General features: G+C 67.7%; 8 protein-coding genes. 6 read left to right on the top strand and 2 right to left on the bottom strand.

Annotated elements, in window-relative coordinates:
• Positions 1–123 precede the first annotated feature (123 nt).
• Positions 124–3,036, bottom strand: coding sequence for a beta-galactosidase GalA (gene galA / locus IFR23_RS00195; RefSeq protein WP_192974246.1), 2,913 nt, complete (start codon positions 3,034–3,036; stop codon positions 124–126).
• 19 nt (positions 3,037–3,055) lie between these two features.
• Positions 3,056–3,793, bottom strand: a complete 738-nt coding sequence (locus IFR23_RS00190; protein WP_192974245.1) for a GntR family transcriptional regulator — start codon at positions 3,791–3,793, stop codon at positions 3,056–3,058.
• A gap of 250 nt (positions 3,794–4,043) precedes the next feature.
• On the opposite strand from IFR23_RS00190, the gene IFR23_RS00185 reads away from it, so the two are divergent.
• Genes IFR23_RS00185 through IFR23_RS00160 form a run of 6 tightly spaced genes read left to right on the top strand, consistent with a single transcriptional unit; the run spans position 4,044 to position 17,195 of the window.
• Complete coding sequence (locus IFR23_RS00185; protein ID WP_244655368.1) at positions 4,044–6,392, top strand: beta-N-acetylhexosaminidase; 2,349 nt, start codon at positions 4,044–4,046, stop codon at positions 6,390–6,392.
• Positions 6,392–8,977, top strand: coding sequence for a beta-mannosidase (locus tag IFR23_RS00180; protein ID WP_192974244.1), 2,586 nt, complete (start codon positions 6,392–6,394; stop codon positions 8,975–8,977). The genes IFR23_RS00185 and IFR23_RS00180 overlap by 1 nt, the downstream gene beginning before the upstream one ends.
• Entirely contained in the window at positions 8,974–11,508 is a 2,535-nt protein-coding gene (locus IFR23_RS00175) for a glycoside hydrolase family 3 C-terminal domain-containing protein (RefSeq protein WP_192974243.1), read from the top strand. The genes IFR23_RS00180 and IFR23_RS00175 overlap by 4 nt, the downstream gene beginning before the upstream one ends.
• Positions 11,509–11,519: 11 nt before the next feature.
• Positions 11,520–12,950 carry a glycoside hydrolase family 125 protein gene (locus IFR23_RS00170; protein WP_192974601.1) on the top strand — a complete coding sequence of 477 codons (1,431 nt, stop codon included), beginning with the start codon at positions 11,520–11,522 and terminating at the stop codon, positions 12,948–12,950.
• A complete protein-coding gene (locus tag IFR23_RS00165; protein WP_192974242.1) occupies positions 12,947–15,262 on the top strand; it encodes a GH92 family glycosyl hydrolase in 2,316 nt (771 codons plus the stop codon). Before IFR23_RS00170 ends, IFR23_RS00165 begins: the two co-directional genes overlap by 4 nt.
• A 19-nt stretch (positions 15,263–15,281) precedes the next feature.
• The gene (locus tag IFR23_RS00160; RefSeq protein WP_192974241.1) at positions 15,282–17,195 is read left to right on the top strand and encodes an alpha-L-fucosidase; all 1,914 of its coding nucleotides are present in this window, start codon (positions 15,282–15,284) and stop codon (positions 17,193–17,195) included.
• Positions 17,196–17,224 lie beyond the last annotated feature (29 nt).

Genomic DNA, 17,224 nt, shown 5'->3' with positions numbered 1-17,224 from the left:
GCCAGGGGGAGGTGGCTGGCGCTTGCCAGACGGAGGGGGCGGTAAGAGAAACGCCTGTTTCGTGTCCTCCCCCTCCGTCACCTTCGGCGACACCTCCCCCTGGCGGGGGAGGATTGAGCAGCGTCAGCGCGCTAGCGGTTCCAGCGACACCGGACCGACAACACCCGAAACGCCATCCGCGGCGGCTTCCACCACCAGCACGATCTGGCGCACGCCGCCGCCCGCCGGCAACGCCGCCTCCAGCGGCCCAGCTTCCACCCCGGTCTTCGACGCAAGCCGCCGGCCATCCACCCACAGCTCGGCCTTCCCCGCGATCGACGCGAAACGGATCATGCCGCCCTCCGCACCGATCCGCCGCCACGGCGTCACGCTAGCCCGGTAGAGTCGCCAACGGCCCTCCGCCGCAGCCTGGACCGGCGTGCCACTCCGCACGAATGCCCAGCTGTTATTGTCGCCATCGATCGGCGCCAGCGCAGGATCGGGCCGCGCAGCGAACGCCGGCGAACGACGCCATTCCCGGATCGCCTGCCCGCCATAGGTCGCGGCCATCTGCGCGCGCGGTACGATCGCTGCCCGGTCGATCACCAGCCGCGCCGGCTTCAATCCCGGCGCGGTCGCGGTCATCACGATCCGCCCTCGGCCTGTCCCCGCCTGTACGATGACCTGTGCGAGCCCGTTGAACAACGACCGCGCATTGCCCTTCTCGGGCTCGTGGCTGTTCGGATCGCCATTACCGATGCCAATGATCGCCGCGCCGTCGACCGAGAACTGCGTCGGCAGGTTCGCGGTCGGCACGTGACGCCCGGCGGCATCGATCGCGTCGATCGTCACCGGCTGCGTATCCTCGTCGTCGCCCGCCATCACGGTCCGCGCCGGCGTCAGCCGCAACGCGACCGGCTTGCCGACGGTCTCATGCGCGGCGGTAGCGACGATCTTGCCGCCGCGCATCGCGACAACCTCGATCCGTCCCGGCGCATAGGGCACGCTGAACTCGTTGCCCATGATCCGGTCGACAGCCTGCTCGCCGACCTTCCGCCCGTTCAACCGCAACTCGACGCGCTCGGCATTGCTCATGACCAGCACGACGACCGGCTGGCCTTCACGTCCCGGCCACGTCCAGTGCGGCGTCAAACTGACGACCGGCGTGTCGTCGACCCAATGCGCACGATGAATATCGAACGCAGTCTTCGGAAACCCACACAGGTCTAGGATGCCGAAGAAACTGGAGATCGTCGGCCATTCGTGCGGCGTCGGCTCGCCGTGATAATCGAACCCGGTCCACACGAACCCGCCCGCGACGAACGGGCGGTCGGCGATCTTCTTCCACGTCGCACGGTGCGTATCGCCCCAGCTCGCCGCCTCGACGTCGTAGGACGACTGGACATGCGCGGCCGGATCGCTCGCGAATGCGCCGCGCGTCTCGTAGGCGCTGGTATCCTCCGAACTCGTCATCGGCTTGGTCGGGTTGAGCTGGTGGAACCGGTCGTAGTCGCCCTGGTAATAGTTGAAGCCAACGACGTCGAAAATGCTCGACACGTTGATCGGATCGAAGAACGCGCCGTTCATCGCGCCCGTCACCGGCCGGCTGTCGTCGAGCGCATGCGCCGCGTGCGCCATTCGCCGGAGCATCTCGACGCCCGCCTCGGTGCCCTGCATCGGCTCCTCGTTGAACACCGACCACAGGATGACGCTCGGGTGGTTGCGATCGCGGCGAACCATCCATTCGAGCTGCGCCATGTAATCGGGCGCGGGATTGAACTGGCGGTTCTCGTCCATCACGACGAAGCCCATCTCGTCGCACAGGTCGAGCAGTTCGGCGGCCGGCGCATTGTGCGAACAGCGGATCGCGTTGCAGCCCATCGCCTTCAGCCGCTCCAGCCGCCAGCGCAGCAGCGCATCGGGGATCGCGGTACCGACCCCGGCGTGATCCTGGTGCAGGCATACGCCCTTCAGCTTCACCGATTTGTCGTTGAGCAGGAAGCCGCGGTCCGCATCGAACCGGATCGTGCGGAAGCCGACCGGTATCCGCCGCTCGTCGACGATCGCTCCGTCGCGCAGGACGTGCGTCACGACGGTATAGAGCGTGGGCGCCTCGATCGACCAGATGCGCGGTGCAGGCACGGCCAGCGTCAATACCGCAGTCGCGCGCTCTAACGGCAGGACCGTCGCAGCCGCCTGCGCCACCGCCACGCGCTTGCCGTCGGGATCGAGCAGCGCGACGTCCACCGTCACGCCGACCGCCGCGCGATCGATGCTGCCGAGCTTCACTTCGACCGGCACGCTCCACGCGCCATTCGCGGCGCGCCTCGGATCGCAGTGCACGCCGTCCGTCACGATCGCCACCGGCGCACGGCGGATCAGCCACGCATGGCGATAGATCCCCGCGCCTTCGTACCACCAGCCCTCCATCGCCTGCGCATCGACGCGCACCGCGATCACGTTGAGGTCGTCGCCGAACCGCGCGAACGGCGTCAGGTCGATCTCGACGCTGTTATACGCCGACCAGTTGTGCGCGACGACGCTGCCATTGACCCAGACCGTCGCGTTGGTCGCGATTCCGTCGAACTGCAGCCCGATCGTCTTGCCGCGGTCCGCTGGATCGAGCCGTAGCGTCCGCCGGTACCAGCCGATCCCCCGCGCGCGATAGCCTTGCGAGATGTTGGCGGTCTTCACGAACGGCTGCGCGGACGCCCAGTCGTGCGGCAACCGAACCGACTGCCAGTCGGAATCGTCATACGCCATCGCTGCCGCACCGAGTGCGTTGCCCGCCTTCACGCTCAGGTACGTCGCGTTGTGGCCGTCGGGTGCGGGCGCGATCACGTCGCCCTCGTGGAACAGCCACCCGCGCTCGATCAGCGTCCGCGACGGATCCTGCACCAGTGCGCGCGACGGCAAGGTCCGCGTCGGCTGCGGCATCGGCAGCGCACCGGCCGAACCCTGGGCCTTGACGCTAGCCGCGAACCCGGCCTCGATCGGCCCCACGACCATAGAAGCACCGGCGCCCGCCGTGCCAACAAGAAGCTCACGTCGGTTCATCGAATGCTCTCGGTAAAGGTCAGATATCGGCGAGTTCGGCGACGAAGTCGTACGCATCGCCGCGGTAATAGGAGCGCGTGAACTCTGCGGCCCGGCCATCGCGCAGGAAGCCGCGGCGCTCGATCAGCAGCCCGGCATGGCCCGCGTCGACGCCCAGCATTCGCGCATGCTCGCCCCCGAACGGCACCGCGCGCAGGCGTTGCAGCGCGCGCACTGGGCGGCTCCCGGCGCTCTCGAGCGCGGCATAGAGCGAGTCGTCGACGACCTCGACCGATGGCAGGCAATATCCCGCGATGGTCGAAAATTCGAGCGCCATCGCCTCTTCGTCGGCATAGCGGATGCGATTGAAGCGGAACACAGCCGCCCCCGGCGACAATCCCAACGCCATCGCTTCCTCCGGGTTCACCTGCCCCGCCGAGCGCGAGATCCAGCTGCTGCTCGACGTGCGCCCGCGTGCCGCCATGTCCTCGCTGAACGACGACAGCTTCGAGAAACTCTTCTCGACGCGCCCGGCAACGAACGTCCCCGCGCCGCGCCTGCGCGTGAGAAGCCCCTCCTCGACCAGTCCGCCGATCGCTTTGCGCACGGTGATCCGCGAAACGTCGTACTCGATCGCGAGATCGCGCTCGGCCGGGATCGCATTGCCTTGTACCAACAGCTTCTCGCCGATCGCGTTGCGGATCAGTTCCTGCAACTGGAGGTATAGCGGCGATGGATTTCCCTTGCGAAAGCGTCCGATTTCATCGGAAAACGCCATGTATTCCCCCTCCGACCGGCAGCTCAAAGCGAGCCACGCCGCGTCCTTCGTGGTAGCGTAGCCAAGGACCGCGTGCTCGGCAACCAGACTAAATCCAGGGGCCATATTGGTACGTTCAAAACCGTCTTCGCGAAACAATCCCAAAGCCGTTGACCCGATACAGAGGCAAAACACGGGGTTGTGTATGGACCTATATTGGTTACATTCCTCGATCAGCGGCCATCAGGAGCCGATACAGGGAGCAGTCAACATGCGTGCAGCCGCGAACGGTAATCTCGGGCGCTTGCTCGTCGCGTCGACGATGCTTCCCTTTGCCGTCTGCGCCGCCGCGCTCACCTCGGTCGAGGCTTATGCGCAGGCCCGCGCACCGCTGGTCCCGCAACCGTCGCAAGTTACGCCTGCCGCCGGCAGCTTCACGATCGCGAACGGCACCGGCATCACCGCCGACCCGACCGACACGGGTGCCGCCGCCGCTGCCCGCCTGTTGATCGCCCATGTGAAGACCGAGCGCGGTCTTGCTCTCCAGACCTCGCCGAGCGGCGCGATCCGCTTCGTTCGCGATCCCTCGATCAACGGCGCGGAGGCGTACCGCCTCACGGTTGTCGGATCGGGCGACGCAACGGGCGTGAAGATCGCCGCGTCGGGCGATGCCGGGCTGCTGTACGGCGCGATGACGCTGGCGCAGCTCGCCAGTCCCGATCACGCGTTCGGCCAGCCGGTCCGGATCGCCGCGACGACGATCGACGACGCCCCCCGCTTCGCCTGGCGCGGGCTGATGGTCGATACCGCGCGACACTTCCAGTCGCTGCCGTCGATCTACGCGATCGTCGACCAGATGGCGTCGGTGAAGCTCAACACGCTCCACCTGCACCTGACCGACGATCAGGGCTGGCGGTTCGAGGTGAAGGCGTATCCGAAGCTCACCGAGATCGGCAGCGTCCGCACCGGGCCATCGACCGGCGAGAAACCCGGCACGCGCGTCGGCGGCTTCTACACGCAGGACGAACTGCGCAAACTGGTCGCCTACGCCGCCGAACGCAGCATCGTCATCGTCCCCGAGATCGACCTGCCCGGCCACGCACAGGCGCTCGTCGCGGCCTATCCCGAGCTCGGCGTGATCGGCGACACGCCGCAGGTCAGCAACGAATGGGGCGTGAACCCCTATCTCTTCAACCCCGCGCCCAAGGGCATCGCCTTCGTCAAGACGGTCCTCGACGAAGTGATGGCGGTGTTCCCCGGCACCTATATCCATCTCGGCGGCGACGAGGCGGTCAAGGACCAGTGGGAACGCAGCCCCGAGGTCCAGGCGCAGATGGCCAAGCTCGGCATCAAGGACGAGAACGGCCTGCAAAGCTGGATGATCGACCAGTTCGGCGAATATCTCGCGAGCAAGAAGCGCCGCCTGATCGGCTGGGACGAGATCCTCGAAGGCGGCCTGCCACCGTCGGCCTCGGTGATGTCGTGGCGCGGCGAGAAGGGCGCGGTGGACGCCGCCAACCAGGGCCACGACGTCGTGCTGACCCCTGCGCCGATCCTCTATTTCGACAGCCTGCAAAGCGACCGCCGCGACGAGCCGCCCGGCCGCCTGTCGATCCAGACGCTCGCCGACGTGTATAAATACGAGCCGATGCCCGCGGGGATCGCCCCGGACAAGGCGCACCACGTCCTCGGCGCGCAGGGCAACTCATGGGCCGAGTACATCGTCACGCCCTACCAGATGCAGCACCTGATCTTCCCGCGTGCCGCAGCGCTTGCCGAGATCACCTGGTCGGGTAAGGACAAGCGCGACTATGCGAGCTTCCTCGACCGCGTCCAGCCGCAGATCCGGCGCTGGCGCAAATCGGGGCTGGAAGTCGCGGACAGTGCGTTCGCGGTCGGCTATACGCTCGACGGCACGCGCGGCGATGCGCTGCGGACCAACCGCGCGAAGGTCGTGCTCGCCACGCAGGCTGGCTATGGCGCGATCCGCTACACGCTCGACGGCAAGACCCCGACGGCGCGCTCCAACGCCTACACCGCGCCCCTGTCGCTGAAACCCGGCGTGCAGATCCGTGCCGCGGCGTTCGACGCAAGCGGCCAGCCGACCGCCGAACCGCGCCTGTTCGACACCGGCCGCGAGGCGCTGCTGAACCGCACCGCCTCCGACATGATCGCCTGTCCGAAGGGCGCGCTCGGCCTCCGCGTACCGCTGATGTCGGAGGCGCAGGCGAACGCACCGGTATTCAACATCAACCTGTTCGACACCTGCACCGCCTACCCCGCGGCACCGATGGACGTCGCCCACAGCTTCACGATCGATATCGCGCGACTGCCGCGTCATTACGGCCTCGCGCACGATTTCAAGGCGGTCCGCCAGCATTACAACGTCACTCCGCACGGCGAGCTGATCGTACTGGTCGGCTGCACCATCAAGGACACGAAACCGGTAGTCGCAGGCACCTTCCCGCTGCCCGACCCGAAGTCCGCCCCGACGCGGTTCAGCGTGAACGGCAAACTGCCCGCGATGACCGGCGACCGCGATATCTGCCTCCAGTTCACCTCGCCGACGTCCGATCCATTCTACGCGGTCGAGCGGATGCAGCTGGCGGAGACGCGCTGATGCGTCGCTGGTTCGTCCTCCCGCTGATCGCGCTCGCCACGCCCGCGCTCGCCTCGCCCAAGACCGTCGTGCCGCTCGACGGCGCGTGGCAGGTGCGGATCGATCCGACCGACACCGCCGCGATTGCCGCGCACAAGCGCGAGGCCAAGTGGCTGCCGGCGGCCGTCCCCGGATCGGTGCAGCAAGACCTGATCGCGGCGCAACGCGTGCCCGATCCGTTCAAGGGTACCAACGAGGCAGCGATCCAGTGGGCGGGGCTGACCAAATGGCAGTTCCGCCGCGTGTTCGACGTCACTCCGGCGATGATGCAGCGCAATCACCTCGACCTGGTGTTCGACGGTCTCGACACGTTCGCGACGGTCAGCGTCAACGGCAAAATGCTGCTCACCACCGACAACGCGCATCGGCGCTGGCGCGTGGATGCGCAGCCGGTGCTGAAGGTCGGGCGCAACGAAGTGCTGGTGACGATCGCCTCGCCGATCCGCACGCTCCAGCCGATGGTGCTCGCCGAGAAGAACCCGCTCCCCGGCGAATATGACAGCGCGTTCGGCGACGAGCCCAAGGGCAAGCAGACCTCGCCCTACATCCGCAAACCGAAATACAATTACGGCTGGGACTGGGGTCCCCGCATCGTCAACACCGGCATCTGGCGGCCGGTCCGGCTGGAGATCTGGGACGACACGCGGATCGACACGCTCCGCGTCGACCAGGAAGCGCTGACGCCGACCGAAGCGCGGCTGTCCGCCAAGCTCGACATCGCCGTCGAGACACCCGGCGTCGCGACGATCCGCGCCGCGGTCACCGGGCCGGACGGCAAGACGGTCTCGGTCGACCGGACGGTGACGCTCGTGAAGGGCAACAATGCGGTCTCGATCCCGCTGGCGATCGCCGACCCCAAGCGTTGGCAGCCGGTCGGCTACGGTGCGCAGCCGCTCTACACCGTCACCGCCTCGCTGGGCGGCGCGGAGCCGACTCCCGAGGACAGCGTGACCAAGCGGATCGGCCTGCGCACGGTCGAGCTGATCCGCAAGGACGGCAGCTTCGGGTTCAAGGTCAACGGCACGCCGATCTTCGCCAAGGGCGCGAACATCATCCCGTTCGACAGTTTCCCGGCGCGCGTCACGCCCGCCTATATGGAGAGGATCCTGAAGGGCGCACGCGACGCCAACATGAACATGGTCCGTATCTGGGGCGGCGGGACCTATCTGGACGACGCTTTCTACGACATCGCCGACCGGATGGGACTGATGGTGTGGCAGGACTTCATGTTCGGCGGCAGCGTCACGCCGCCCGACGCCGCCTTCCGCGAGAACGTCCGGATCGAAGCCGAGGAACAGGTCGCGCGGATCGGATCGCATCCCTCCGTCGTGCTGTGGGCCGGTGGCAACGAGGTTCTGTCGGGCTGGGAAAACTGGTCCGACCGGAAAGCGTTCAAGAAGGCGGTCGGCGCCGACGAACAGGAGCGCATCGGCGCCGGCATGGCCGTGCTGTTCGACCGCGTCCTGCGCGAAGCCGTGACGCACAACGCCCCCGGCACGCCCTATTGGCCGGGCTCGCCCTCGACCAATTACGAGGGTCCCGTCGACACCGACAAGGACGGCGACCGCCATTTCTGGGACGTCTGGTCGGGCTCCAAGCCGGTCGAGAACTATCTCGACAGCTGCCCGCGCTTCATGTCCGAATACGGCTTCCAGGCGATGCCCGACCTGTCGACGATCCGCGAATTCGCCGGCAAGGGCGCGCTCACGGCGGACAGCCCGGTGATGAAGGCACACCAGAAGTTCCTCGCCGGCGAAGGCAATGAGCGGCTGATGATGTACCTGCGCGATCGGTTGCGCCCCGCGCGCGACTTCGCCGATCTCGTCTACCTGACGCAGGTCAACCAGGCCGAGGCGATCCGCATCGCCGCCTCGCATCACCGCGCCTGCCGCCCGGTCACGATGGGCTCGCTCTACTGGCAGCTCAACGACGTCTGGCCCTCGATCAGCTGGGCAAGCATCGATCATGCCGGCCGGTGGAAGTTACTCAATTACGCCGCCCGGCGGTTCTTCGCGCCACAAGCGATCGTCGCCGAGCGGAAAGACGGCGCGACGCGTATCTCGTTGATCTCCGACGCGACGACGCTGGTCGATTCACGCTGGCGGGTGCGGACGATGACGATGGACGGCAAGGTGTTGAAGGACACCACCGCCGCGCTGATGCTCGAGCCGCTCTCGTCGAGACTGGTGGCGACGCTGTCCGACGACGCGTTGTTCGGGACCGCCGCCCCCACCGGCAGCTACGCGGTCGCCGATCTGCAGCTCGACAACGGCGGCACGAGCCGGGCGATCATCGAACGCGCCTTGCCCAAGGACATGGCGTATCCCGACCCCGGCCTCAGCGTTCGCTGGACCGGCACCGACGTGAAGATCACCGCGACCAACCTGGCCCGCGCGGTGATGCTCGATTTCGGCGCGGTCGCCGCGCAACCGTCCGACGACGGCTTCGACCTGCTGCCGGGCGAGAGCGTCACCATCCATGTCGTCTCCGACGCCTCCGCCGCTACCTTGCGGAAAGCGCTTACCTTGAGGACCCTCGCCCGATGATCTGGCTCCTGCTCGCGTCCGCCGATCCCGTCGCCACTGCCGTCGCGCAAATGTCGCTCGAACAGAAAGCGGCGCAGTTGCAGAGCACCGTCCCCGCCGATCCGAAGGCCGGCCTGCCCGCGTACGACTGGTGGAACGAGGGTCTCCACGGCCTCGCGCGCAACGGCCACGCCACCGTCTTCCCACAGGCGATCGGCATGGCCGCGACCTGGGACACCGCGCTGGTCGCGAAGATCGGCGACGTCGTCGCGACCGAGGCGCGCGCGCGCTTCAACGCGCAGGACGTCGGCGCGAACCGCAAGATCTACGAAGGGCTCACGATCTGGTCGCCCAACATCAACATCTTCCGCGATCCACGCTGGGGCCGCGGCCAGGAAACCTACGGCGAGGACCCGTATCTGACCGGCCGCCTCGGAGTCGCCTTCATCGGCGGGTTGCAGGGTCCCGACCCGCTCCACCCCAAGGTCATCGCCACCCCCAAGCACTTCGCGGTCCACAGCGGCCCCGAAGCCGGGCGCGACAGCTTCGACGTCGATCCCAGCCCCTATGATCTGGAGGCGACCTACTTCCCCGCATTCCGGCTCGCCGTCACCGAGGGCAACGCGCAGTCGTTGATGTGCGCGTACAACTCGATCCACGGCGTCCCCGCTTGCGCATCGTCGGCGTTGATGATCGACCGGCTGCGGCGCGACTGGGGGTTCAAGGGCTTCACCGTGTCGGACTGCGACGCGGTGTCGAACATCAGCCTCTACCACCATTACCGCCTCGACGCCGCGGGCGCCGCCGCCGCCGCGATCCGAGGCGGCACCGACCTCAATTGCGGCAGCGCCTACGCCGCCCTCCCCGCCGCGGTCCGCCAGGGTCTCGTCACCGAAGCCGAGGTCGACACCGCGTTGATCCGCGCGCTCGAAGCCCGCCGCGCGCTCGGCACCGTGTTCGGCGCAGCCAATCCGTGGCGCAGCATCGGCACAGACCAGGTCGACACCCCCGCCCACCGCGCACTCGCGCTCGACGCCGCGCGGAAATCGATCGTCCTGCTCAAGAACGACGCCAACCGCCTCCCGTTGAAGCCCGGCAGCCGGATCGCAGTGATCGGCGCGGACGCCGACGATCTCGGCGTCCTGCAAGGCAATTACCACGGCACCGCGGTCGCGCCCGTCACCCCGCTGGAGGGCATTCGCAAGCAGTTCGGCGCCCCCAACGTCCGCTATGCGCAGGGCTCGTCGCTCGCCGACGGTGCGGCCGTGCCTGTACCCGAGACCGTCTTCGCTGGCGGCCTGAAAACCGAGTATTTCGCCGCACAAGCCGGCGTCGGCGCACCGACCCTGACACGCACCGATCGCCACATCGACATCGACCACAACCGCGCGAGCCCCGCCCCCGGCCTCGCCAAGACGTTCGGCGTACGCTGGACCGGGACCTTCACCCCCCCCGCCCCCGGCACCTATCCGCTGGTCGTCGACGTCCCCGCCTGCTGGAAGGATTGCGCGACGCACGACGCGGTCCGGCTCTGGATCGGCGACCGCCAGCTCTCCGCCGGCGAGGTCAAGAAAGGCCGCGTCGAGGTCACGCTGACCAGCGACGGCAAGCCCGTCCCGTTCCGCCTCGAACTCGATCACCGCAGCGACGACGAAGGCGTCCGCCTGCTCTGGAGCCCCCCCGCACAGCCGCTGCTCGATCAGGCCGTAGCCACCGCCCGCGATGCCGACGTGATCGTCGCGGTGATGGGCCTGTCGCCCGATCTCGAGGGCGAAGCACTCTCGGTCAGCGTCCCCGGCTTCGTCGGCGGCGACCGCACCGATATCGGCCTGCCTCCAGCGCAGGTCCGCCTGCTCGAAGCGCTGAAGGCCACCGGCAAGCCCGTAGTCCTCGTCCTCACCAGCGGCAGCGCAGTCGCGGTCGATCCGGCATCGGCCGACGCGATCCTCGCTGCCTGGTATCCGGGACAAGCCGGCGGCACCGCGATCGCCGAGACGCTGGCGGGGCTCAACAACCCGTCGGGCCGCCTCCCCGTCACCTTCTACAAGACCACCGGCGACCTGCCCGCGTTCACCGACTACACGATGAAGGAGCGCACCTACCGCTACTTCACCGGCACGCCACTCTGGGGCTTTGGCCACGGTCTGAGCTACACCAACTTCGCCTACGCCGCGACCAAGCCCGCGCTCAGCGTCGCCGCCGGGCAGCCGCTGACCGTCACCGCCAAGCTGTCGAACGCAGGCAACCGCGGCGGCGAAGAAGTCGTCCAGGCCTACCTCGTCGCGCCCGCCGCCAAGGCCGGTGGCCCAACCACGCCCGTTCTCCAGCGCCAGCTCGTCGGCTTCGGCCGCGTCGCGCTGAAGCCCGGCCAGTCGCGCACCGTACCGATCACGATCGATCCGCGATCGATGAGCAGCGTCGCGCGCGACGGCACGCGAACGATCGTCCCCGGCGCCTACCGTCTCTATATCGGCGGCGGCCAGCCCGGCGACGGCGCGGGCCAGTGGAGCGACCTCACGATCACGGGCACGACGGTGGAGTTGCCCAAGTGAGCGCTTCGACCATGGACCGCCGCACCGTCATGGCCGGCGGCGTCGCCGGGGGTCTCGCGCTCGTCGGCACGCCCGCCTTCGCCGCCCGCCCCGCGCTGCCGAGCAAGCGCCCCGCGCTCGCCGACCGCAACTTCACCAGCCGCTCGGTCGAACGCGAGATCGCGCGCGTCTCGGCCCGTATCGGCGACCCGAAGCTGCGCTGGATGTTCGGCAACTGCTACCCGAACACGCTCGACACCACGGTTCGCATGTCGACGATCGGCGGCGCGCCCGATGCGTTCGTCATCACCGGCGACATCCCCTGCCTGTGGCTCCGCGATAGCTCAGCGCAGCTTCGCCCCTATCTTCATCTCGTCCGCGAAGACCCGGCGCTGCGCACGCTCTTCCGCGGCCTGATCGCACGCCAGTCGCGCTCGATCCTGATCGACCCCTATGCCAACGCGTTCATGGAAAGCCCCGCCGCGAAGACCAACCTCAGCTGGGCGCTGAAGGACCAGACCGAGATGAAACCCGGCGTCGCGGAGCGCAAATGGGAGATCGACTCGCTCTGCTATCCGATGCGCCTCGCCTACGGCTATTGGCAGGCGACGCGCGACGCGACGCCGTTCGACGCGACCTGGGCCGAGGCCGCCCGCGCGAGCATCCGCACCTACCGCGAGCAACAGCGCAAGACCGATCGCGGCCCCTACAGCTTCCTGCGATCCTCGAACCGCAACACCGAGACGATGGCGCTCGAAGGCTGGGGCAACCCCGCCAAGGCCAACGGCCTCATCCAGTGCGGCTTCCGCCCCTCGGACGATGCCTGCGTCTACCCGTATCTGATCCCGTCCAACCTGTTCGCGGTCACCACCCTGCGCGAACTCGCGGTCGTCGCTAACGAAGCGCGCCACGATACTGCGCTCGCCGCCGATGCGACCGCGCTCGCGAATGAAGTCGAGGCGGCGCTGGTCGCGCACGGCCGGATGCGCCTGCACGACGGTAGCGAGGTCTGGGCGTACGAAGTCGACGGCTTCGGCAACGCGGTCTTCATGGACGACGCCAACGTGCCATCGCTTTCCGCCCTCGCGTACATGGGCTGCGTCCCCGCCACCGATCCGCTCTGGCGCCGCACGGCCGATGCCGCCTGGAGCGACGCCAACCCGTATTTCTTCAAGGGCAGCAAGGCCGAGGGGATCGGCGGACCGCATGTCGGGCTCGGCCAGATCTGGCCGATGTCGCTGATCGTCCGTGCGCTGGCGGGCGCCGACGATGCGACCGTCCGCGCGTGCCTGCGGATGCTGCGCGACACCGATGCCGACACCGGTTTCATCCACGAGGCGTTCGACAAGGACGATCCCGCCAAGTTCACGCGGTCCTGGTTCGCCTGGGCCAACGGCCTGTTCGGGGAACTGATCGTCCGTCTCGCCGATACCCGCCCCGCTTTGCTGAGTAGCGCCTTATGATCCTGACCCGCCGCACCCTGCTCGGCAGCGCCTCGCTCGGCTTGATCGCCACCACTTTGCCGGCTGCGAAACCTGCACCCGAGACCCGCGCGAACCTGTTCATCGGCACCGGCGGGCACGGCCATACCTATCCGGGAGCGACATTGCCGTCCGGGATGGTTCAGCTCAGCCCCGATACCGACGTCGAGCGCTGGGATGCGTGCTCGGGCTATCATCGCACCGACACGTCGATCATGGGGTTCAGCCACACGCATTTGTCCGGCACCGGGATCGGAGATATGCTCGACATCCTGGTCGTGCCGACCACTGGCCCAGTGAAGCTGATACCCGGCCCGCTCGACGATCCCGACGCCGGATACCGCCAGCGCTTTACCGACGAACATGCCGAGCCCGGCTACTACCGCGTCTCGCTCGAATCGGGGGTGCGCGCCGAACTGACCGTGACCGATCGCACCGGCTGGCACCGCCACAGCTTTCCCAAGGGGCCAGGGCATATCCTGGTCGATCTGTCGCATCTGATCCTCGACACCTCCGACACGCAACCATTGGTCGACGAGGCATCGCTGGCGATCGACGCCGACGGTACGCTGATCGGCAGCCGCCGGGTGTTCCGCTGGGCCAAGGGGCGTCGTATCCATTTCGCGATGCAGTTCTCGCGCAGGCCCGACCGGATCATGTTCTATGGCGACGGCGATACCGCACAGCCCGCAGGCACCACCGGGGTGAAGGGCAAGCGGCTCAAGGTCGCGCTGCACTATGACGATGCCGGTGCCGCGCCGGTGCTGATCCGCTGCGGCATCTCGGGCGTGGACATCGCCGGCGCACGCGCGAACCTCTCGGCGGAGGCACCGCACTGGGATTTCGACCGCACCTGGGCCGCCGCCACCACGCGCTGGGCCGAGGCGCTCGACAAGGTTCGCGTGCAGGGCGGCACCGACGACCAGCGCACCATCATGGCGTCCGCTCTGTACCATGCGCAGCTGGCGCCGACGCTTTTCTCGGACGTCGATGGCCGCTATCTCGGGATGGACGGCGCGGTGCATGTCGTGCCGAAGGGAGGCGCCGCGTACAGCAGCTGGTCGCTATGGGACACGTATCGCGCGCTGCATCCCCTGCTTGCACTGATCCAGCCGGCGCGGACCAAGAGCCTGGTTGACGACCTGATCCGGCAGACCATTCAGTCGCGCTACGGCCCGCTGGTCTGGCCGCTCCAGGGCAAGGAGACCGGCACGATGATCGGCTGGCACGGCGTCGTTCCCCTCGCCGAAGCGCAGGCAAAGGGCATTCCTGCCGACTATGCCGCCGCCTGGCCCGCGATCCGCCGCCGCAGCTTCGACTTCGCCGCGCCCGACCTGGACAACAGCCTGGGCCGCGACCTTTACGACCGCCTTGGCTACGTCCCTGCGGACAAGGTCTTCGAGAGCGTCAGCCGCACGCAGGAATATGCGTATGACGATTGGGCCTCGTCGCATCTGGCACGCGCGGCCGGCGCGACCGAAGACGCCGCCAGACTGCTGAAAAGGTCACACAACTGGAAGAACGTACTGGATGCCAGTATCGGTTTCGCACGCCCGCGGTTTGCCGACGGCTCCTGGTGGAAGCCCTATGACCCGATCCAGCTCGGTCATATGCCCAAACCCTGGTGGCGCGATTATACCGAGGCGAATGGCTGGCAGGCGACCTTCCTCAACCAGCACGACATTCACGGCCAGATCGCGCATTTCGGTGGTCCGTCCGCGTTCGAGAGCAAGCTCGATACGCTGTTCGCGGTACCCTCGACGCTGCCGGCGAACGCACCGCCTGACATAGCCGGGCTGGTCGGCCAATATGCGCACGGCAACGAGCCCGACCAGCATGCCGCCTATCTCTATGCCTATGTCGGCGCGGCGTGGAAGACGCAGGCGATGGTCCGGCGGCTGTGCAGTGAGATGTACCGCAACGATCCTGACGGGATCATCGGCAACGACGACTGCGGCCAGATGAGTGCGTGGTTCGTGTTCTCGGCACTCGGCTTCTATCCGGTCGATCCGGTCGAGGCGGTGTACGTGTTCGGCTCGCCCTTGTTCACGCGCGCCGAGGTGTCGGTCGGCAACGGTCGCCGACTGGTGATCGACGCCCCCGGCAACCGCGCCGACACGCCCTACGTCGTGGCGGTCCACTGGAACGGCAAGCCGTGGACAAAAAGCTGGATATCGCACGCCGATCTCGCGGCCGGCGGCACGCTCCGCTTCACCATGTCCGCCACGCCGAACCACGCATTCGGCGCGAAGCTCGCCGACCGACCGCCCTCGTTCGGCCAGCCCGCTGCCTGAGCTTCTCCCGGAGACGATGATGACCGAAGTTTCCCGCCGCCTGCTGCTCGCCTCGGGTCTTGCCGCCACCGCCACGCCCGCGATCGGTGCCGGCCGCGACACCGCACCGAAGCCCTGGGGTGCGACGCCCTCGAAGCGTCAACTCGCCTGGCACGCGCGCGAGCAATACGCGTTCGTCCATTTCTCGATCAACACCTTCACCGATCGCGAATGGGGCTATGGCGACGAGGATCCGAAGCTCTTCGACCCGACCGACTTCTCGCCCGACCAGATCGTCGCCGCGGCCAAGGCGGGCGGCATGCGCGGCATCATCCTGACCGCCAAGCATCATGACGGCTTCTGCCTCTGGCCGACGATGCTGACCGAACACTGCATCCGCAACAGCCCCTACAAGGACGGTAAGGGCGACATCGTCGGCGAGATGGAGCGTGCCACGCGCCGTGCCGGCTTAGATTTCGGCCTATATCTCTCGCCCTGGGATCGCAACCACGCCGACTATGGCCGCCCGGCCTATGTTGAGTATTTCCGCAAGCAGGTGGTCGAACTCTGCACGCGATACGGCACGCTGTTCGAATTCTGGTTCGACGGTGCGAACGGCGGCGACGGCTATTACGGCGGTGCGCGCGACACGCGGAAGATCGACGCGCCGAAATACTATAACTGGCCGTCGATCGTCGCGCTGGTCCACGAGCATCAGCCGATGGCCTGCACCTTCGACCCGCTCGGCGCGGACCTGCGCTGGGTCGGCAACGAGGACGGCATCGCCGGCGATCCCTGCTGGCCGACCATGCCGAACCATCCCTATGTCCAGTCCGAGGGCAATTCGGGCGTGCGCGGCGCGCCGCTCTGGTGGCCCGCCGAGACCGACGTCTCGATCCGGCCCGGCTGGTTCTATCACGCCGACGAGGATTCGAAGGTCAAGACGCCCGCGCGCCTGATCAAGCTCCACGACGAGTCGGTCGGTCGCGGGACCAACCTCAACCTCAACCTGCCGCCCGACCGCCGCGGCCGGCTCGCCGACATCGACGTCGAGACGCTGAAGTCGTTCGGCACGGCACAGGCCGCGACCTTCGCCACCGATCTCGCCAAGGGCGCCGTCACATCGGCCAGCCACGTCCGCGGGAAGACCTATGCGGCCAGCACGGTGCTCGACGGCAACCGCGACACCTATTGGTCGACGCCCGACACCGTCATCACGCCGACACTGACGCTCGACCTCCCGCCGGGCCGATCGTTCGACCTCATCCGCCTCCGCGAATATCTCCCGCTCGGCATCCGCGTGACCCGGTTCGCGATCGACGCCGAGATCGGCGGACAATGGCGCACGCTCGCCGAACATTCGGGCATCGGGCCCCAGCGCATCGTTCGTCTGGACACGCCGATCGCCCCCCGCCGCCTGCGCCTCCGTATCCTCGAAGGCACCGCCTGCCCCGCGATCAGCGAAGTCGCGCTGTTCCGTCAAGTCGCTCCCGCCCCCGTCGCTCCAGTGGTCATGGCCGATACCGGCATCGTGTCTACCGCGCGGTGGTCGATCGTCACCGCTTCGGCACCGGGCGCGGAAGCGATGCTGGACGACGATACCGCCACCTCCTGGGTGATCCCCGCCCCCACGCCAGACGCACCCGCATCTGTCACGGTCGACCTGGGCACCACCGAAACGCTTGCCGGGTTCGTCCTGACCCCGTCGCGCGCAGTCATGGCGCAGACGGCTCCCCCCAAAGCCTACCGCATCGAAGTCAGCGTCGATGGCAAGACGTGGCGCGAGATCGCCAGCGGCGAACTGCCCAACATCGCCTATGCGCTCGCTGCGCAGCGCATTGCCTTTGCCAAACCCGTGGTCGCGCGCCTGGTGCGCTGGTCGTTCGCAGAAACAGCCGTTCCAGCGCTGCGGCTCGCCATTGCAGGACTGGCCGTCTTCCGCAGAAGAGGATGACAACCACCTTCGGGTGGCCGTCCGAACCT

The organism is Sphingomonas sp. CFBP 13603 (assembly GCF_014892665.1).
GTDB lineage: Bacteria > Pseudomonadota > Alphaproteobacteria > Sphingomonadales > Sphingomonadaceae > Sphingomonas.
The sequence above is the reverse complement of the archived record's forward strand: the minus strand, read 5'-3'. Positions and strand labels throughout refer to the sequence as shown.